The sequence below is a fragment of the Flavobacterium sp. B330r genome (assembly GCF_056824325.1).
In genome coordinates, this window is the sequence record NZ_CP124860.1 from 5085440 (window position 1) to 5106512 (window position 21073).

18 protein-coding genes are annotated in these 21073 nt (G+C 35.3%); 16 read left to right on the plus strand and 2 right to left on the minus strand.

Annotation, left to right across the window (positions count from 1 at the left end):
• Positions 1–24 precede the first annotated feature (24 nt).
• Entirely contained in the window at positions 25–1431 is a 1407-nt protein-coding gene (locus QLQ95_RS22565; RefSeq protein WP_482501794.1) for an alkaline phosphatase, read from the plus strand.
• Between the two features lie 260 nt (positions 1432–1691).
• Here the strand turns inward: QLQ95_RS22565 and QLQ95_RS22570 are convergent, their stop codons facing one another.
• Positions 1692–2333, minus strand: coding sequence for a hypothetical protein (locus QLQ95_RS22570; protein WP_482501795.1), 642 nt, complete (start codon positions 2331–2333; stop codon positions 1692–1694).
• A 308-nt stretch (positions 2334–2641) separates the two neighbouring features.
• Here QLQ95_RS22570 and QLQ95_RS22575 point away from each other — a divergent pair, with 308 nt between their 5' ends.
• Complete coding sequence (locus QLQ95_RS22575) at positions 2642–3928, plus strand: hypothetical protein (protein WP_095930420.1); 1287 nt, start codon at positions 2642–2644, stop codon at positions 3926–3928.
• Between the two features lie 188 nt (positions 3929–4116).
• On the plus strand, positions 4117–4722 hold the full coding sequence (locus tag QLQ95_RS22580) for an NAD(P)-binding domain-containing protein (protein WP_320493877.1): 606 nt from the start codon (positions 4117–4119) through the stop codon (positions 4720–4722).
• A 41-nt stretch (positions 4723–4763) separates the two neighbouring features.
• On the opposite strand, the gene QLQ95_RS22585 is transcribed toward QLQ95_RS22580, so the two are convergent.
• Positions 4764–8021, minus strand: a complete 3258-nt coding sequence (locus tag QLQ95_RS22585) for an AsmA family protein (RefSeq protein WP_482501798.1) — start codon at positions 8019–8021, stop codon at positions 4764–4766.
• 286 nt (positions 8022–8307) lie between these two features.
• Here QLQ95_RS22585 and QLQ95_RS22590 point away from each other — a divergent pair, with 286 nt between their 5' ends.
• The 13 genes from QLQ95_RS22590 to QLQ95_RS22650 all read left to right on the plus strand — a co-directional run bounded on the left by QLQ95_RS22590 (position 8308) and on the right by QLQ95_RS22650 (position 21073).
• The gene (locus tag QLQ95_RS22590; protein WP_250836272.1) at positions 8308–8781 is read left to right on the plus strand and encodes a Dps family protein; all 474 of its coding nucleotides are present in this window, start codon (positions 8308–8310) and stop codon (positions 8779–8781) included.
• Between the two features lie 46 nt (positions 8782–8827).
• Positions 8828–9523 (plus strand): LytR/AlgR family response regulator transcription factor, encoded by a 696-nt coding sequence (locus tag QLQ95_RS22595; RefSeq protein WP_111289323.1) that lies wholly within the window; start codon positions 8828–8830, stop codon positions 9521–9523.
• 83 nt (positions 9524–9606) lie between these two features.
• On the plus strand, positions 9607–11814 hold the full coding sequence (locus QLQ95_RS22600; protein ID WP_095930415.1) for an ATP-binding protein: 2208 nt from the start codon (positions 9607–9609) through the stop codon (positions 11812–11814).
• A gap of 288 nt (positions 11815–12102) precedes the next feature.
• Positions 12103–12660 (plus strand): hypothetical protein, encoded by a 558-nt coding sequence (locus tag QLQ95_RS22605; protein ID WP_482501799.1) that lies wholly within the window; start codon positions 12103–12105, stop codon positions 12658–12660.
• A gap of 50 nt (positions 12661–12710) precedes the next feature.
• Positions 12711–13142 (plus strand): lipocalin-like domain-containing protein, encoded by a 432-nt coding sequence (locus QLQ95_RS22610; RefSeq protein ID WP_320493874.1) that lies wholly within the window; start codon positions 12711–12713, stop codon positions 13140–13142.
• 11 nt (positions 13143–13153) lie between these two features.
• A complete protein-coding gene (locus QLQ95_RS22615; RefSeq protein WP_482501801.1) occupies positions 13154–14122 on the plus strand; it encodes an NAD(P)H-quinone oxidoreductase in 969 nt (322 codons plus the stop codon).
• A gap of 45 nt (positions 14123–14167) precedes the next feature.
• Positions 14168–14719: an antibiotic biosynthesis monooxygenase gene (locus tag QLQ95_RS22620; protein WP_482501802.1), complete on the plus strand. Its 552-nt coding sequence runs from the start codon at positions 14168–14170 to the stop codon at positions 14717–14719.
• 245 nt (positions 14720–14964) lie between these two features.
• Complete coding sequence (locus QLQ95_RS22625) at positions 14965–16005, plus strand: cupin domain-containing protein (protein WP_482501803.1); 1041 nt, start codon at positions 14965–14967, stop codon at positions 16003–16005.
• A gap of 11 nt (positions 16006–16016) precedes the next feature.
• Entirely contained in the window at positions 16017–16736 is a 720-nt protein-coding gene (locus QLQ95_RS22630; RefSeq protein ID WP_428237225.1) for a YoaK family protein, read from the plus strand.
• Positions 16720–17172 carry a redoxin domain-containing protein gene (locus QLQ95_RS22635; protein WP_428237226.1) on the plus strand — a complete coding sequence of 151 codons (453 nt, stop codon included), beginning with the start codon at positions 16720–16722 and terminating at the stop codon, positions 17170–17172. The genes QLQ95_RS22630 and QLQ95_RS22635 overlap by 17 nt, the downstream gene beginning before the upstream one ends.
• Positions 17173–17184: 12 nt before the next feature.
• On the plus strand, positions 17185–17700 hold the full coding sequence (locus QLQ95_RS22640) for a DsbA family protein (protein ID WP_428237227.1): 516 nt from the start codon (positions 17185–17187) through the stop codon (positions 17698–17700).
• Between the two features lie 115 nt (positions 17701–17815).
• Complete coding sequence (fdhD, locus tag QLQ95_RS22645) at positions 17816–18688, plus strand: formate dehydrogenase accessory sulfurtransferase FdhD (protein ID WP_428237228.1); 873 nt, start codon at positions 17816–17818, stop codon at positions 18686–18688.
• Positions 18689–18706: 18 nt separating this feature from the next.
• Entirely contained in the window at positions 18707–21073 is a 2367-nt protein-coding gene (locus QLQ95_RS22650; RefSeq protein ID WP_482501806.1) for an FdhF/YdeP family oxidoreductase, read from the plus strand.

The following is a 21073-nucleotide window of genomic DNA, read 5'->3' on the forward strand; positions in this document are numbered from 1 at the left end:
TTACCTTTTACTAAATTTATCTTAATGAACAGACGCAGATTTTTAAAAGGCTCCTCAGCACTAGCAGGGCTATTCACCCTTGGCCCTTCCGTTATCCTAGCAAACGATGTGGAGGCCATAAGTAAGAAAGCAAAAAAAGCAAAGAACATCATTTTCCTGATCAGCGACGGAATGAGCTGTGGAACACTTCAGATGGCGGATCTCTACTCTCAACATGTTTTAGGCAAAAATACGGAGTGGATTAATCTTTATAAAGAGAATAAAGTCTCAAGAGCCTTAATGGACACAGCCTCTGCCAGTTCTCCAGTTACAGATTCTGCGGCGGCGAGCTCTTCTTTTGGAGGTGGGCATCGTGTGAAAAATGGTGTGTTGAATATTGGTCCAAATGGCGAAAAATTTCTTCCGATCTGGCAAAAGTTTAAAAATGCAGGAAAAAAAGCAGGCTGTGTTACTACGGTTACCATTACTCATGCCACTCCCGCAGGGTTCTGTGTGAACTCGGACAGCAGAAATGCCGAAAATGAAATTGCCGAAATGTATGCCGAACTTGGATTTGATGTTATGATGGGAGGAGGCGATGAATTCTTCAATCCATCAAAAAGAAAAGACAAAAAAGATATCTATAAAATCTATGAAGAAAAAGGCTATCAGGTACTAAAAGAAAAATCGGATCTAGAAAACATTAAAAAAGGAGGGAAAACTTTAGGTGTTTTCGCCATTGGAGCTCTTCCCTACACGATCGATCAAAACAATATACCAGAATTACAAAAAACACCTACACTTGCTCAAATGAGTGCTGCGGCAATTGACCAGATGAAAGACCATAAAAATGGTTTTGTATTACTCATTGAAGGAGGAAAAGTAGATTGGGCTGCGCACGCCAATGATATTGCTGCGCTGATTCATGACCAGCTCGCTTTTGACGAAGCGGTTAAAACAGCTATAGATTTTGCCGAAAAAGACAAAGAAACCCTTGTAATCATTACAACCGATCACGGAAATGCAAATCCGGGACTTATCTATGGCGCTAATGCAAAAGAAAACTTTAACAGCATTGCAGACTATAAATACACCAACGAATACATTTTAAATTCTATTCATGCCGATTTCAATCTGCAGCAGATTAAGGATTGGATTAAAGAAACCAATAAAATTAGCCTGACAGATGATGAAGCAAAGCATCTAAAGGATTTCTATTCTGGCCTCGAAAAGCAGGAAGATGGTCTGTATAATTATAAAAAGTTACCTTTTAAAGCCTATTCAGAAATTCAGAAAAAGCATAATAATGTAGGATGGATCAGTATGGATCATTCTGGAGATTATGTTGAATTGGCCATGTATGGTCCTGGAAGCGAACTGCTGAACCCCTTTGTACAGAATAAAGATCTTCACTATCTAATGCTTCAAGCTTCTATTGAAAAGGAATCTTAAATAGAAAATTCAAAGTATTGTTGGATACAAGTTTTATTAACGAAATAATATTAAAAACAAAAAGCTTCATAGAAATTTGAAGCTTTTTGCAACTTTCGTAATGATCAATTTTATTTTTTTTCCTTTAAAAGGATTTGCCAATGCCTGTTCGTAAGAAACACTAAATTCTCATTTACAACTTCCATTTAAATTTTGTTTAACGTTAGAATCTTATATTAATGCAACCAAAGATAACTTTTGCAGCACTATTTTCAAATGTTTTATAGTTTTAAAACGTCACCTATTACTTTAACAAACCCATGTTCTTCAAAACTATTCCAGAGAATTGGTACTGTCAGATTGTATTCATTCCCCTTTGCCCATATAAGTCTGTATCCGCTGTCTTCCATATAAATACAACCATAATCTGCTTCTGTAGCTCTGCAAAACTCTTTAAAGTATTTGTCAATTGATTTTGATTTAGCAAAAAGACGACTCATATCACTAGTGACAGCCCAAAATTGAAGTTCGATACAATCCTCTATTTTTGAAGAATAGTCATTAATGTAAATTTCAACATTACCAATCCACCATTTGCCCTCTGTGCCTTTGTAAAAATCAATAAAGTCCGATTCATCAGCAGAATCGGGTGTGTAATTTTGAGTTAAATCATACAGATAATATTCTACTATCGTCTGATCTTCTTCTACTAAAATACAAGTATCTACCCTCTGATTTATCCCTAAGTTCTCAAGTAAGGTTTTGGATATTTCTCCATTAGCATAGCGGTCAATTTTGTACAGCTGATCATTGATTATTTCAAATGATGCTCTCTCTTTTTCTGAATGCTCATAAATGAATTCTAAAGCTCTATTAAGCCTCTCTCTCCTAATATATATTCTATAATCGTAATCTAATCCCATTTTTATAATTCGAATAAAATCAAATGTATTGCTTTTAACTTAAAAAAATCAAACTTAAATTAATATTGAAGGATGAAAGACCTTACACATATTAAGCTTAGCTTGAACAAATGTTAAATATTAGTAAAGCCCTGCAAAGTCTGATCTTTTTGCTTATTTTTGTTAGAAGCTCTTCAGAAAAAAGATTTAAAATTTCCTTTTAGTCGCTGATCAGATATATTATCTCCAGTTATTACGAAAGCAAAAAAACTTTATAATCAGTTTTAAAAGAGCCAAAAAAAATACCATTACAAATAGCCCCAAAGACTATGAAAAAAATTACTCTAATGATCTGTCTGCTACTTGCCGCAGGCGTGAACGCACAGCAGGAAAAGGGAATTATCGGATATGCGAACTGGCTGGACAACTGGACAGAATTCAAACCGCAGAAAACGGAGTCTAAAGATGCCAACCAAATACTGGCTGGAAATATCACACAGAACACCAAACTGATGAAAAAAAATGTATACATCCTTCAAGGAAATGTATATGTAACAAATAACGCCGTTCTGACTATTGATCCAGGTACGGTAATTATTGGCGATGCAGCAAGCAAAGGAACTCTTATTATAACAAAAGGAGCCAAAATTATGGCAGAGGGACAGGAAACTGATCCTATCATCTTCACTTCAAACGCTAGCATGAAAAAAGCGGGCGACTGGGGTGGTCTTGTAGTTTTAGGAGATGCCCCTATCAATAAATTTGGTGGAGCTGGTTCTTATACCATGGATCTTGACCCTTCTCTTACTGCATATGGAGGAGACAATGCAGCTAGCAGCTCTGGAGTATTAAAGTTTATTCGTATTGAATTTGCTGGCCGAAAAGTAAAAGGAGCAGATAGTTTTAATGGACTAACTGTTGCAGGAGCTGGAAACAAAACGGTATTGGAAAACATTATGGTGAGCTTTTCAGGAGGTGATTCATTTGCTTTTTATGGCGGAGATCTTAATGCTTCTCAATTGGTTTCGTACAAATCTATAAATGATGATTTTAAAATGACGCAAGGAACGCAATGTCGTCTTTATAATTCATTAGCAGTTAGATCTTCTTATTTGTCAAGTAACAGAGATGGTTCTAGATGTTTAGAAGTGAAAGCCTATGAAAAGAAAAGCGAAACAGACTTTACAAGAAAATCTACTTTCGTTTCTGCATCAAACCTTACTCTTTTAAATGACAGTGAAAATATCAAAGCCGACATTCAGGCTGGTCTTATAAAAGAAGCTGTTTACGTAGCAGACAACGCCGCTCTAGAGCTTAAAAGAAGTGTGATTTCTGGATTCAACCCAGCGGTTTTACTAGATAGCCAAACAGTAGTAAATGGTGAGAACTTAAAGAAAATCAAATTTGAAGAAATGTTTTTCAACCAGTGTACAGGTAACATCTTTACAGAAAATAAAACAGATAATTCTGATTTAGAAAACTGGTATGGCAATACTATATTTTCAAATGTGTACTCACAAACTGATAATAAGGAAACTTTTGTTGACATTTACAATGCAAAAAGACCTGACTTTAGACTTCAAATAGGAAAGATTACTGCATCGAGTGGCAAATAATTTTTTAAAGACATATTAAAAATTAAAAGGAAACATCTATTAAGCTGTTTCCTTTTTTTTTGCGCCTAAAAAACTTCCATTGCTTACAAAAAATTTAAAAACAGGTAGAAATACTGTACTGTAAATCAAATTCTTGTAATAACTTTAGTATATATTCTCAATAGAAGCAATACTAAAAAGATAAAAGTATGAAAATAGGAATTATAGGCATTGGAAGCCTTACACTAGAACTGGCACAGAGAGCCTCATCTGCAGGTTATGAAATTCTTATTAATCATCCGCGCGGCAACTCTTTCATACAGCAAACGACCGAAAGCATAAGAAATGCTAAGTTAGTTTCACTTCAGGAAGCTGCTATGGGAGATGTTATCATACTTTTTGTTCCGAGAGAAGATCTCGAGAAAACTATTGGAATGTTGCCGGACATGACGGGCAAAATCATTGTACATACCAGCGGACTGATATTTAATCCGAAACTTCTCGTATCAAGCATTACTAGTGCCCTTACTTTTCAGATTACAGCTTCACTGCTACCTAAGGCTTATGTGGTAAAACTTTTCAGTCCAGTAATGCTACAGCCTCAAAAAACGTCGCTCGTAACCAAAAGCAAAGATGAAATCTATTTTGCAGGCGACCATACATCTTCAAAAAATACTGTCAAAACTTTTTTAAAAGATCTCGGGTTTGATCCTTTTGACCTTTCTTCAAGATTAAAATCCCAAAAAACCGTCCTCCTTCATAAGAAGAACAGTTTACTTAATGTCTGGTATGAGCATCATTATAAATCAAATTGATTTTTCCGTACCAAACTTATTAAGCAAAATGAATAATTGTCCTACGGATTTTCACCATTTGAATGTGATGTGTTCAAAGAATCTTTCTCTCTAGGTCTGCGGCGTTCTGGACGCAAATTTTTCAGCTCACTCTCTTCTGCAAAAGTTGCGTCTTCTTTAAACTTACCGGTCGAAATTTCGAAATCATCTGCCGTTCCAGTAATTTTCATCGGAATATTTATAAGCCCCATTGGAGGCAACCCTACACGAAACCCGACATTTATTTTACCATCCATAGTAACTTGCCCTTCTAGCTTCGCCCTAAAACCAGCCATTTTCATGGTTGTTGGCGTTATGGTCATTACATTATTCTTTATGGCCGAATGAATGGCAATTTTATTAAAAGTTGCTTTCTCCAAGTCGGCAGCATCTGCTTTTTTGGCTACGTGGTTTAAAATCTTGAAATTTTTAAATTTAATATCCTCTAAGGTCAATGTTCCTTCGCCTTCAATAGATTTAAAGTCAATATCCATATTCTGATCGATACTTCCTCCTAACTGGTAATCAACCGATACCAAACCGTAGGCATCTTTAGCCATACTTACCAATTCGGCAAAAATCGGAATCTCAGCATAAGCACGTTGAATATCAAAATTGCTAGCTTTAAAATTTGCATTGTACTTTGCTAAACGACGATGCAGCGCTTTATAATCACCGGTCATGGCTATTTTAGTTCCTGCCATATTAAAAGCGGCTTCTGTTACCTGAACTTTACGATCATTAACCACTAGAGTTCCAACAAAATCTTTAATCTTATAAGTATCAAATTGAAGATTATTGACTTTTGCTGCGATTTTTAGATCGGCGCTACTAGGAATTCTAATTACGTAGTTTTTATTCTTTGCATTGCTATTTTTAGGAACTGTATTTACAGGTATAGAATCTGTTTTTTGAGCTACTTCTTCTTCGGCTTTCTGGTCTGTATACTTTGCAATCATATCAAAAAACTCGTTTGCATCAATCTGATTGCTCGATAGATTAATATCTGCCTTGAGCTTTTCGTTAGACTCGCGTAGATATTTTCTATTAAAAACATACCTTAAAATATTATGGATGTATCCATTTAATACAATATCAGATTTACCGTAAGTGACATTAAATTCTTCAAAGCGCATCTTATCTTTAAAAAACTTAAATGTTCCTTTAGAAATCTCAAAGGGTTCAGGAAACATGGCGCTTTTAATCACCAAACTGCGTGCTTCTAGCTTACCTCCGTTTTTAATATTGTCATAATTTTTCGCATCTATATCTTTTTTAGATCCTTTAGCAATAAGATTGGTCTGGATAACTCCTGAAATGCTCAAATCTTTAATGGGGAATATTTGAGTTAATTTACCAACGTCCAATGTTCCCTGAGTTTTTATATTGTAAACCAAATCGTAAAGATTACTAACCTCTCCCTGCACTTTAAAAGGAGATCCTGCCAGAACAAATTCCGCTTGCTGTAGTTTTACATCTAAATCTTCTCCGGTACCTCTATCACTTGAGACCGCAGCATTTAGATTTATATTTTCAACTGGCATATTAGGGAATTTGAGTGATTTCAAATATCCGTTCTTAATACTTGCCACTGCTTTTGAGGAGGGATATTTTTTCTGTTTGCGGTTTAAAATTCCATGCATGCTTACCTTTAAATTTAAATCACCCTTAACTTCTAAACTGTCTAGAGGATAAAATTTGTGCACTTCTGCCAGATTGATTTTAGATTCCAATTCGGTATCTACAGTAAAAGGATATAACTTATGGAGTTCGAATCGTCCTCGAACAAAATTGCCAAGAGCTTCCGCATTCAAATTCTCTATTTTAGCCGAAACGTTTCTTAAAATACTGTCTTTTGCTGTCACCGTTAGATTTAGGTGAATATTTTTTACTGCATCTTTTTTCTTTATGTTTTGAAGATATCCATTTTTCAGGCTAAGATTTAGCTGAAATTTAGGAATGCTTTTAATGATCGTATCTACTTTATTTAAACGCGAACTAAAACCTAAATCTCTTAAAAAAATACCGTCGGCTTTTAAATCCAAAGCAATATCTCCACGAATATCATTCTGATTAAGATTTAAGGCTTCTTTTAATTTTGCCAAATCTAAATCGGCTTTTACAGCCGTTTTAATTTTTAGCTTTTTAAAACCTTCTGAATGGAAATTAACTGTCGTTTTCTTTTTATCCAGATTAAATGACAAATTATCTAAATCAAACTTTAATTTATTAATGTCTAACTCTTTAACCTCTGCTTTGGCTAATATATTGATATCTTTTACTGGATCTTTTATTCTTTTATAAGCAATTGTACCGTTATTAATTTGCAAATCAGCAGAAACAATTGGCTTTTCTGAAAGGTCTTGCATATACCTTCCGCGCGCAAAAATCCTAAAATCAATATTACCCCTAATGGTCATCTCTTCACGCCACTTATCGTAAGCTGGAGGCACAAGGGACAGCATTTCTTCTAATGTAGAGTTTTTCGACTGCATACGCAGATCAAAATCATATCCTCCTTTTATAAATGCAAAATGGCCATTAAATGAGAACGGAAAATTTTTAATGCGGATAACATTACGCTCAAATTTAAACTTAAGTGCTTTAGCGTCTATGTAAGTGATTATTTCAGCATTGACGGGTTTATTTCGAACATAATCGACACCGTTTAAGCCAAAATCGAATGATTTAATTTTTACATTAGAATCAAGATCAAATAAATCGGCACTTAAATCGCCTTTGCCTTTGTAGTTCAAATCCTGAACCTTAAATTTTAAAAGTGCGCTTCTGTCATTGTATGATATATTAGTTTGCTTTATAACAACCTTTTTAATATTGAATTCTGTCTTTGCTGTATCTACAGATTTAGAAGGTTTGACAATATTAAAATTGGCGTTTCCTTTAGAATCTATTTCAAGATTTAAATCTGCTTCATCAAGATATACGGCATCTAAAACAATCTTTCCCTTCAATAAACTGTAAAAATTCAGACCCGCAGACACTCTTCCTGCTTTTACAATGCTTACAGCTTCAAACTGTTTCTTTTTGCTCATTACAGTAACATTTTTAGCATAAATGGTCAATGCCGGAAAATGTTTAAAAACGGAAAGTCCTATCTGATCAAAACGTACTTCGGCATCTAGTTTCTCATTGGCTATACTTTCTAATTTCGCCGTTATTTCGTCTTTAAAGACATACGGAACAATTGTAAGCACAATTATTAAAAGTAGAAATAATGTCGCAATACTTATTGCCGTTTTCTTTAAGAACTTCTTAGTCATTTTTTTTGGGGTATCGTTTAAGATTTTAAAAATATAGATTTAGCTGTCAAGAAAAAACCTTGATTGAGATATTAACTCAAAAATAACAATTAAAATTTTTCTTGATTCATCAGGCAGGCTTTCAAAAGAACATTTCGCTAAATTAATTATACTCACAGAGCAAGTTCTAGATTTCAACGACTCATTTTGCCTGTTTACCTAAAATCATATGCTCCACAGCCATTTTCTAATGACCTTTACATTATAAAACAAAGCTGCAGAGCTTATAACTTAAAAACTTACGATTATGAAAGCAACCATTGGTATTACAGAAAAAAACACAAACGCTGTTTCTAACGAATTAGCAAAACTGTTAGCAGATGAATTTGTACTTTACACCAAAACTAGAAACGCACACTGGAATGTTACAGGCGATAATTTTCATGCGAATCACATCTTCTTTGAAAATCAGTATAAACAACTAGATGAAATTATTGACAGCGTTGCTGAACGTATGCGCAAAATTGGCCACTACGCACCCGCTACCTTAAAATCCTATCTTGAATTGACGCATCTTACAGAATACAGTGAAAGAACCAACGATGGTTTAGGGTTTATGAAAGATCTATTGCAAGACCATGAAAGCATCATTGAATTTATTCGTGGCAACATTACTCCTTTTGCTGATGATTATAAAGATTATGGTTCAAGCGATTTTATTACTGGTTTAATAGAAATTCATGAAGAAATGGCATGGATGATACGCTCTTACTTTAGATAAAATAACAAGTAATAAGTATATTTGTCTAAACCAAAAACCAAATACCATGAAAGCGTTAATTGTTGATGATAATGATATTGCAAGAACCACTTTATCTCATTTGGCAAAACAAATTCCGAATCTTACTGTTGTAAATGAATATTCTAATGCCATTGAAGCATACCATCATTTACAGGAAAATCAGGTAGATTTAATTTTTTTGGATATTGAAATGCCAGAGATGACAGGAATTGAGTTGACAAAAAATCTCTCAGGGAAAGATATCATCATCATTTTTACATCTTCTAAAAAAGAATACGCACTGGAGGCATTTGAGTTGAATATTGCAGATTATATTCTAAAACCAGTTACTCCTGCCCGATTTTTACAGGCAGTAAGTAAAGCACAGTCTATCATTGAGAGCAGAAAAGAGAATATACAATTTGGTAAAGAAGAATTTTTATTTGTTAGAGATTCTAATATTACCAGACGATTAAAGCTAGATGATATTTTTTATGCTGAAGCAATGGGAGATTATGTAAAGTTTTACACCAAAGAAAAAATGTTTGCCATTCACGGCAAAATGAAAACTGCCGAAGAACGTCTGCCAAAAGATGATTTCATTAGAGTGCATCGTTCTTATATTGTTTCTATTGGTAAAATTGACACTTTACAAGACGGAGGTATTATGATTAACAAAAAATTTATTCCTGTTGCAGATGCTTACAGAAAAGCGCTTAATACTAGGATGAATGTATTCTAAATGCCATTTTATTCTTTCTGCTGCGTAAACTAGAATCCTATCTTATTGAATTAAGATAATACAATTTCATTACACTTATTTATATGATAAATACGTCTACCGTAATGGGTAACAAACGCTTTAGTTATTTTATAATCAGCAGTTTTATTTTATGCAGTATATTATTGATTGCTGTACAAATTAATTCGGCTCAAAATACTAAAGAACTCATACGAAATAATAATACCCTTTTAAATGAATTGCGTTCTAGCAATCATTTAAGAGAAATTGACCGTGATATCTTGGGTGTCGAAAGCAGAATTCGAGCTTCGATCGCAACTAATGACACTACACATTTAGAAGGAATTGATCAAAAGATCAGGCAGATTAGAAATTTTCTCGATTCGCTTTCTGTAGATAATGCCGATCCTGAAGAGGAAAGATTAATACAAAGACTCGGAGTTTTGGCTCAGGATAAAATGGTCACAAAAGGAAAACTCCTACATCGTTATGATTCTTTAGGAAATATGGATGATGATAGCTCCATTGCCAATCCTAGAGCCAGAATAATTTCTAATGAGATTACTGATATTACAGCAAAGATTTACCGTAAGCGTCAATTGCGCATGGTGGAGCTGCGAAATCTAAGTCTGGAAATGGGCCAAAGAGCAAAACTTTATGACATCTCTTTGTTAGTTTTACTAGTTTTGAGTGGTGCCGTTATAGGATATCATATTATGCGCCAATTTAGAAGACAACATTTTCTGATCAAAGAATTGGATATTGCAGAAAAAAAAGCATCCATTGCTGCTCAGACTAAAGAAAATTTTCTAGCTAATATGAGTCATGAAATCAGAACGCCGCTTAGTGGTATTTTAGGATTTACCAATTTATTACAGAAAAGACCTTTGGATGAAACTTCCGCAGAATTTGTGAGTTCTATTCAGCGTTCGGGCGAAAATTTAATGACCATTATTAATGACATACTCGATTTATCTAAAATCGAGGCTGGAATGATGCGCATTACGCCTGGAATATTCAGCATTAACGGATTATTGGATTCGGTTGAAACGCTTTTTTCAGAACGGGTAAAAGAAAAAAAACTAACCATTTCCAGTAAAGTCGATAATTCGATTCCTGATACTTTAATTGGTGATGCCACCAGATTAACTCAAATATTGGTCAACCTCATTGGAAATGCCATAAAATTTACGCATCAGGGATCTGTAAGCATTGAGGTCTATAACAAACTCCAACATGACGATAAGATTGTTGTGGGCTTTAAAATTACAGACACGGGAATTGGAATTGATAAAGAAAAGCTAAATGAAGTCTTTGAAAGATTCAATCAAGGGGAAGATTCCACAACTCGAAATTACGGTGGGACTGGCCTTGGATTATCAATAGTAAAAAAGTTGATTTTATTGCAAAACGGTGATATTGAAGTAAAAAGTGAACAAGGAAAAGGAACAACCTTTAGCTTTTATATTCCGTATGATATTGCTAAAGAACAGCTCAATTCTAAACCTATTGTCAATATTAACCACTTTAAAGATATCTCAAATAGCGCTTTGAGGGTTCTAGTTGTAGATGACAACGCGATCAATCAGAGTTTGATGAAACATTTGCTTTCACAATGGAATGTTGATTTTGAAATGGCTTCTAACGGTTTGGAAGCAGTCGAATATCTAAGGAAAAAAGATTGTGATCTGGTATTAATGGATTTACAAATGCCTCAAATGGATGGATATACGGCTGTTCAGCAAATTAGAGAAATCTTAAAACTGGATATTCCTATAATTGCCATGACGGCGCACGCACTTCCTGGCGAAAGAGAAAGATGTTTGAGCCGAGGAATGAACGAATACATTTCAAAACCTATAAAAGAAGAAGAACTTTTTAAACTAATTGCTGCTTTCGGACTGAAAGAATCAAATTCGGAAGAAACAAACATTATACAATCTGATCCTGTTTTTCAACATATTGATCTTTCGTATATGCAATCGGTAAGCGGCGGTAATAAAGCGTTTGAACAAACTGTTACCAAACAGTTTATTGACAATGTCCCGCTACATTTAGAACAGCTTATCACGGCTTATCAAAATCAAGATTTTAAAATGGTGAAACTTAGAGCACATGACTTGCAATCAAGTGCTGCTATAATGGGACTATTGCCTCTTTTAGAAGAAAAACTCAATATTCTTGAATTGGCTACAGAACAAAATGCAACTTTACAGCAGATTTTAAATGATGTCGAAAAGATTCTGAACTCGTCACTCTTAGAAGCTAAAGTTTTTTTAGAATCACTGTGAAATAAATAAGACAATAGCTCGTTTTAAATTCAAGAAAAACCATCTTACTATATATTATTCAATTGAAAGACTGTCTGTAAAAGGCGGTCTTTTTTTTGTTCTTTGCATTCCAGTGCTTATGTTTTCTGAAATTGATATAATTTTGTGCCTTTATTCCAAACTTCAAAACAACAAACGACTGATTTCCGTATTTAAACGAGTGTTTTTGCCCATTCGATGAATAGTGGAATGCTACACGAATGTAAGACGGTAAATTTACTTCAGTTAAACATTTAAAACCAAGAAATCATGGAAATCATCCAAACCAAAGAAAACGCATTATCACATTCAGCAGTAACTGCAGTTATTAATGCTCCAATTGAAAAAGTAAATATTGCAGACTGGCTTTTAAACCTTCCTGATGCAGAATACCAACGTTGTTCCACTCAGCATATTGGTGCGGGAATTACCAGTACCTATGAAGGAGAACCCATGTCTATTAACGTAGAAACAATTGGCGATGCTTTAATGGTGCAGCATTATGTGGCAACAGTTCATCGTCCAGATTATTGCCGTATGTTGTCTATCTCAGATTCTATTACTAAAAACGGCCGTACTAAAGTTCAGGTTTTATGGGAGCTTAAAGTAACCAAAATTGATGAAAACACTTGCCTTTACACCAACGAGATTCATGCAACTGCAACACCAGAAATGTTTGAATACTTGAAAAAACACGGAGTAGATCTAGTCGGCGCTGCCGCTTCAAGACAAGCTGCTTCTGATACACACAATCATGAAGAAACTCCTAACTTTGCTAAAAGCATAGAAAACAAAGCGTTGACTGGCAAATACAATCAGCCGTTTTAATAGTATAGAAATCGAGCGCACCAATGTGCGCTCTTATTATTTTGAGTATTATGAAAAATAGCTTGTTTGAAATACTAATCGGTTCTTGGACATTAGTTGAATTGATTGAAGTACCTTTAGGGGAAGGAAAAATTACAAATCCGATGGGAACCAAACCAAAAGGCATTATTATTTACAACAGTGACGGCTATATGTCGGCACAAATAATGAATACTGATTTTGAACATTCTGATACAAAAGACAGTCCTCCTTATCTCGCCTATTCTGGTCCCTTCAAAACTGATGATGAAAAACAAATAGTCAGCCATACTATGTCTATTTCACTTTTTGAAAATTGGAGAAATGAGACACAAAGCAGAAAAGTTCTTTTTAAAGATGGATTGCTTCATTTAGAAACAGAGAAACCATTTATAAGTAATTCACGTTGGGTCATTCATAAACTTACTTGGAAAAGAATGGAACAATCCAATAAAAACCACTAATCACAAACTACATGAAAGCAATAGTTATAACTCAATTTGGAGCTCCAGATGTACTGAAACTGCAGGAATATCCAACTCCAAAAGTAAGTGGAGACAAAGTGTTAATAGAAGTTAAAGCAGCAGGTTTAAACCGCTCTGACATCTTCCAGCGTGAAGGCAATTATCCTGCACCAGCTGGAGTTTCATCTGAAATTCCAGGTTTGGAAGTTTCTGGAATTGTAGTCGAATGCGGACCAGATGTTACCGATTTAAAAATCGGTGATCAAGTCTGCGCTATTCTCGCTGGCAGTGGTTATGCAGAATACGTAAGCGTTCGGGAAGGTCAATGCTTGCCAATTCCAGCTGGACTGACTTTTGCCGAAGCAGCAAGTTTGCCTGAGACAGTTTTTACAGTGTGGTCAAATGTTTTTCAGAGAGGAAACCTAAAATCTGGAGAAACTCTTTTGATTCACGGCGGTAATAGTGGCATTGGCATTACAGGAATCCAAATTGCCCATTCTCTTGGCATTCGTGTAATTGTAACAGTAGGATCTGATGAAAAAGGCCAAAAATGTCTCGATCTTGGCGCTGCTTCTTATATCAATTACAAAACCCAAGATTTTGAAACCGTTTTGCAGGAAGAAGGAGTCGATGTCATCTTAGATATGATTGGCGGTAATTACCTGAGTAAAAATGTAAACATCCTAAAACCCGAAGGCAGATTAGTTCATATTAATGCCGTAAGCGGCAGCCATGTAGATCTGGATATTTGGAAAGTAATGATAAAACGTTTAACAATTACCGGAAGCACTTTAAGAAGCCGAGACTATGATTTTAAAAAACAGCTAGCCAAACAAGTGCAGAAAAATGTCTGGCCTTTAATCGAGTCAAAACAATTCAAACCGATTATTTTTAAAACCTTTCCCTTCAGCGAAGCTCCTGATGCACATCGATTATTAGAAGATGGCAGCCATACGGGTAAAATTATTTTAGTTCGTTAATTATTCCAAACAAAACTTAAACCTCAACCAAAAACAAATCGTGATATGGAAAATCAAGGCGCATCTGTTGTTATTACTCACCATATTTTGGATGGAAAAGAACAGAAATATGAAAAATGGCTGGATAAAATTGTTCCAATTACCAAACACTCCAATGGTTTTATCGATTTGCAGATCGTACGGCCAATTCCACATTTAACTTTTGTTTACACAGTTATCATCCGATTTGACACCATTGAAAATCTTAAATACTGGATGGAATCGGAAGACCGAAAAATACTCATTAAAAAAGCAAATCCATTATTCAGAAAAAATGACAACTACCAGATAAAATCAGGTTTGGATTTTCTTTTTAATGGGGAAAACGAAGGAAACAAAGTTCCTGTTCGCTGGAAACAATTTCTTGTAACGTGGTCCGCCATTTACCCATTGTCACTTTTAATTCCTTTATTGGCACTACCCTTTTTAAGGTTCTTGAAAATTCCGGCATATCATTATTTTGATGCTTTGGTAATTTCAGGTTTCATTGTCTTTTTAATGGTATTCGTGGTAATGCCCAATTATACCAAACTGATCAAAAAATGGTTATATAAATAATTAAAACTTCCCTCTTTATAAAATCAAAAATCACTGTAATTTGCAGTGATTTTTTTTTGGTTTAAACTCTAAAGAAACAAATCTTCTACAATCAGAAAGCTTCAAATTATTACTAAAGTTCTCTTACTAAATTCAACGACTGATTTTGCCCATCTAACGAATTCAAACTATACTCAGCATATATCTTCAATAGCTTTACAGTAGAATTAAAAACCAATACAATTAATCATCAAAAAGCTATTATTATGACTACCGAATTATTAAGTTTCAAATACGAACTAGAAAAAAAAGAACCACGCACCAATGACGGCGGTACAACAAGAGGAGCTTCTGTTAAGGATTTTCCAGCTTCTATTGGCATCGCAGGAGTTTCCATGCGACTACAGCCGGGAAGTATGCGCGAATTACACTGGCACGCAAATGCAGCAGAATGGGCTTATGTTATTTCAGGAACGGTTCGCACAACAATTATTCATCCAAATGGCAAAAGCTACACGGATAATTTTGAACCAGGCGATGTTTGGTATTTTCCAAAAGGATACGGACATTCAATTCAAGCAACAGGAACAGAAGAATGCCATTTTATTTTAATCTTTGATAATGGTAATTTTTCCGAAGATCACACTTTCAGCGTTACCGATTTTGTATCCTGCATGCCACCAGAAATTGTTGCTCAAAACTTGGGAATTACTTTGGAAGAAGTAGTCGCATTACCTCAAAAAGAAGCCTATTTTGCAGCCGGAATTGTTCCTGACGAATTATCCTTTACTGCCACTCCCCGACCTGAAGAATCAGATATTGAGTTAACCAATTTACATCGTTATCCCTTGCATTCTCAACAACCTAGAATAATTCCAGGTGGCGGTTTGCAAAGATTGGTAACAAGCAAAGAATTCCCTATCAGCACAACAATGGCGGGATCTATTATAGAATTACAGCCAGGCGCTTTAAGAGAAATGCATTGGCATCCCAATGCTGATGAATGGCAATATTATATTTCTGGTCAAGCCGAAATGTCTGTTTTCTTAGCAGAAAGCACAGTCGTTACCGAACAATTCAACGCTGGAGATGTCGGTTATGTACCAATGGGTGCTGGACATTACATTAAAAATACTGGAAATACAGTTTGTAAAATCTTAATTGGATTTAATAGTGGCACCTATCAATCTATTGATTTAAGCGAATGGCTTGCAGGAAATCCAAAAGATGTCGTGGTAACCAATTTTGGTTTGGAAGAAGGCGAAATTGAAAAATTCCCTAAAAGCAAACTGTTTATTCAACCGTAATCATAAGTATTGTGGATGTCCAAACACAGTTCATAGATTCGTCTGAACAAACTAGATCACAAGAGAAACTTGCCATATTTTTAGCCTTTATTGCAGGCTTTCTTGATGCTGCCGGTTTCCTGAAATGGAAAGTATATGTCTCTTTTATAAGCGGAAACAGCACACAATTGGGAATCGCTTTATCCAGTGGCAAATTCAATGTACTTCTTTCGTCTATAACGGTAATTGGTTGTTTTGTCTTCGGAATATATGCTGGAACCTGTATTTCGTTGTGGAGAGAATCCAAAATTCAGACACTGCCATTTTATATCGTTTCAGGCATATTGATTGTCTATACAATGGCATCCAATTATTATACGATAAACAACGGATTGTCGATACCTATAATTCTTTTTTCAACTGGTGTTATGAATACCATTGTAACCTCTGTTGGAACTCAAAAAATAAATACCGATTTCGTGACAGGAACGCTGAATAGTCTGGCAAGAAATACAGCAATGTTAAGTCTATCTCGCAATAAAAACAGTCGGAAGTTTTATAAACTCAATGCTCTTCGGCTTTTACTATTATGGATTGGCTTTTTGCTAGGGGCTTCTGTCGTACCAATTATACTTCCGTTATTCAAAAATTGGACACTTATTTTACCTGCTGCATTACTACTTGCTTGTGCATTGTTACTGCCAATTACTGACTTTAACCTTAAAAATAAATCTTATGCTGAAGAAAAATGACGTTGCGCCAGATTTTACCTTATTTGCAACACCCGATCAAAAAATCACTTTATCAGAATTTAAAGGAAAAAACGTGATTTTAGCTTTTTATCCTGCCGACTGGAGTCCAGTTTGCAGCGACCAAATGGCACTTTACAACGAAATGCTGAAATACTTTAAGAAATATGATGCCACAATTTTCGGTATTTCTGTAGACAGCAAATGGTGCCACATGGCCTTTTCTCAATCTAGAAATCTGCATTTTCCTTTACTGGCCGATTTCGAACCAAAAGGAGACACTTCAAAAAAATATGGCGTATACAATGAGATAGAAGGCGAATGCAATCGTGCCCTTTTTGTAATTGACAAAGAAGGAATTATACAATGGAGTTATCTCTCGCCAATGGCTGTAAACCCAGGTGCTGATGGGATTCTTGAAGCTTTAGAAAAACTATAAAACCAATTAATTATGTCACTAAAACCAACGGTCAGTAAAACTGATCATATACTAGGAAAAAAAGATGCTAGTATAGTAATCGTAGAATATGGAGATTATCAATGCCCCTATTGTGGTGCAGCTTATCCTATTCTTAAAGAAATGATGCAGAATTACGGCAAACAGATAAAATTTGTTTTTAGAAATTTTCCTTTATCAGAAATGCATCAATACGCCCGTCCTGCAGCAATAGTGGCAGAAGCCGCAGCATTGCAGGGAAAGTTCTGGGAAATGCATGATGCAATCTACGAAAATCAGAGACTTCTAAGCGAACCTTTTTTATTAGAATTAGTAGAGAAATTGGAGCTAGACCCGCATCAATTTAATGTTGATATTAAAAAATCTGAACTTGCCACAAAAGTAGATTCTGATTTTGAAAGCGGCATTTTAAGCGGTGTAAATGGCACACCTTCTTTTTTTGTTAACGGTAGAAAATTTAACGCAGGCGCAGAAGATCTCCTACAACTGATGAGTGAAATCGTGAAATAAATAGGTCGAAAATTAAATATAAAAATCGAATAGTATGCTCTCAATTAATGAATGAAAGTATATTTTTTGAACCTATTTTTAATTAAATTTACGTAACAACTTCAATTACAATATCATGGAAATAAATTATACGGAATTAGTTTCCATCAAACACGTAAGTGTTCAAAGAATAGAAAACAACGGAACCTCATCGTTTTTAGACACGCTTTCTGTTGAAGAACCTCTTGAAATCAGGCTTTCTTACGGTTCTCATTCAGAGAGAATTCAAAAGAATATTTCGGTTACTATGCGAACACCAGGTAATGATATTGATTTGGCAATTGGTTTTCTGTTTACAGAAGGAATTATTACTTCTTTTGAAGATATTCAAGATGCTTTTGCAATAAAAATGAATTGCTTGTCACAAAAACAAAACATTGTTCAGGTTGATCTTAAAGAAGATTTCAGGCCAAATTTGATGCAGACAGATCGAAATTTCTATACGACTTCAAGTTGTGGCGTGTGCGGAAAAAGTTCGATTCAATCTATAAAAACGGTAAGCCCATTTGGAAATTTAATGAGACCGCAGATCCAGATTCATGCATCTGTTTTTTATCAATTACCCGAAAAATTAAGAATTGCTCAAAGCGATTTTGAATCCACTGGCGGTCTTCATGCATCAGGGCTTTTTAATATTCAAGGCGATTTGATTCTTTTAACTGAAGATGTTGGAAGGCATAATGCTTTGGATAAATTAATTGGCAGATCTCTCGCAGATCAATCACTGCCATTAAATGAACATATTTTGCTTCTAAGCGGAAGAGCAAGTTTTGAGTTAATTCAAAAAGCAACAATGGCGGGAATTTCTATTATTGCTTCTATTGGCGCTCCATCCAGTTTGGCCGTAGATCTTGCGGCAGAGTTTAATATTACACTTTTAGGGTTTTTAAAAGAAAACCGATTAAATATATACCATTCATCAGAACAAACCGTAATCATCACACAATAGCCATTAAACCACAATACAATGAAGAAAGATCCTCAACAAAAAACAGATGATTTAGCCCATAAATTACCTGAAGCAGAAAATCCGTATCACCTTTCGAAACTTAAACTAACAAAAGTAGAAAAATGGGCTGCTGGCGTTCCTGCGGTTATGGCCGCGGTAAGCGATCTTATAGAAGATAAAACAGTGCTAAGAGGCGGAAAGGCTTTGTTCAAAATGAATCAAATGGGAGGTTTTGACTGTTCCAGCTGCGCATGGCCAGATCCTGATGACGATCGATCTCCATTGGGCGAATATTGTGAAAACGGAGCAAAAGCCTTGGCTGAAGAAGCTACAACCAAAAAAGTTGATGCTGCTTTCTTTAAAGAAAACTCTGTTTACAGTCTTTCAAAATTAGACGATTACCAAATTGGAAAAATGGGAAGATTGACCGAACCGATGTATTTACCCGTTGATGGCACGCATTATCAGCCCATAAGTTGGAATGAGGCTTTTACAAAAATTGCCTCGCATTTAAATACGCTTGAATCTCCAAATGAAGCGGCCTTTTATACTTCGGGAAGAACCAGTAATGAAGCTTCCTTTCTTTATCAGCTATTTGCAAAAGAATTTGGAACCAACAATATGCCAGATTGTTCTAATATGTGCCACGAAACCTCTGGAACCGCTTTGAAAACTACAATCGGAATTGGAAAAGGAACGGTTACTTTAGAAGATTTTTATGATACCGATGTGATTGTGATAATCGGACAGAATCCTGGAACGAATGCTCCGAGAATGCTGAGCGCTTTAGAAAAAGGCAAAAACAATGGTGCAAAAATTATTGCGGTTAATCCGTTACCCGAGGCTGGCTTAATGGGATTCCATAATCCACAGGCTATAAAAGGGATAATTGGATCAGGCGGAAAACTTACAGATCTTTTTCTTCCTATAAAAATAAATGGTGATATGGCACTTTTAAAAGCTATTGAACTTTTGCTAATTGAATTGGAAAAGAAAAATCCAGGTGAAGTTTTTGATCATGAATTTATCAAAGACAAAACAACTGGTTTTGAAAATTTTGAGAAACAATTTGAAAATTTAGACTTAGATCATCTTGCCTTTCTATCTGGAGTTCCAAAAGATTTAATTATTGAAGCTGCGGAAATATTGGCTTTCAAAAAAAGAATTATCGTTTGCTGGGGAATGGGACTTACACAGCAGCCAAATGGTGTCGATATGATTCGAGAAATTGTCAATATTTTATTGCTTAAAGGAAGCATAGGGAAACCTGGCGCGGGAGTCTGCCCTGTTCGCGGACACAGCAATGTGCAGGGAAACAGAACCATGCTTATTGATGAAAAACCTACAAATGAACAATTAGATCGTCTTGAAAATTACTTTGGATTTAATCCGCCGAGAAATCATGGTTATGATGTGGTTGGAACGATAAAAGCGATTCATGACGAGAAAGTAAAATTTATGTTCTGCATGGGCGGTAATTTTCTATCAGCAGCACCAGATACGACTTACACTGCAGAAGCATTTCGAAAACTGAAACTGCTGGTCTGTGTATCGACAAAACTCAACAGAGGCCATTTGGTACACGGAAAGGAATCTCTTATCCTTCCTACGCTTTCCCGAAGTGATATGGATATCGTTAACGGCGAAGTGCAAATTATCAGTACAGAAAATTCTATGGGCGTGGTGCAGTCTTCAAAAGGCGTGCTTAAACCTATCTCGGATCAATTGATAAACGAAACTCAAATTGTCTGCCGAATGGCGATGGCGGTTCTTGGAGAAAAATCAGTTATCGACTGGAAGCGATACCACGACAGTTATGATGATGTGAGAGAAGCTATTGAAAATTGTATTCCAGGTTTTGAAAATTACAATAGTAGAGTTCGCGAAAAAGGCGGTTTTTATTTGCCTAATGCTCCTCGTCATGGTCAATTTACAGCTAAAGAATCAGCTGATCGTGCAGCATTTACTTTAACAGAAATTCCAGATAATGAATTAGCTCAAGATGAATACATGATGGCCACAACTCGTACGCATGACCAGTTTAATACTACTATTTATGGTATGGATGACCGCTATAGGGGAATAAAAAATGAACGCCGTGTTATTTTCATGAATCAAAATGATATTGATAAAGCAGGATTTAAAGCGGGAGACAAAGTAGATCTCTTTAATTATAATGATGGCATTGAAAGAATTGCGCCTTTATTCCTTATCGTCTCTTATCAAATTCCAGAGCGAAATACGGTTACTTATTTTCCGGAAACCAATGTTTTGGTTTCTGTAAATAATGTGGTGAAAGAAAGCAATATGCCAGCTTCTAAATACGTAAAAATAAAAGTAAAAAAACACGATCCTGCCATTTACGAAAAGATAAAACACATGTAA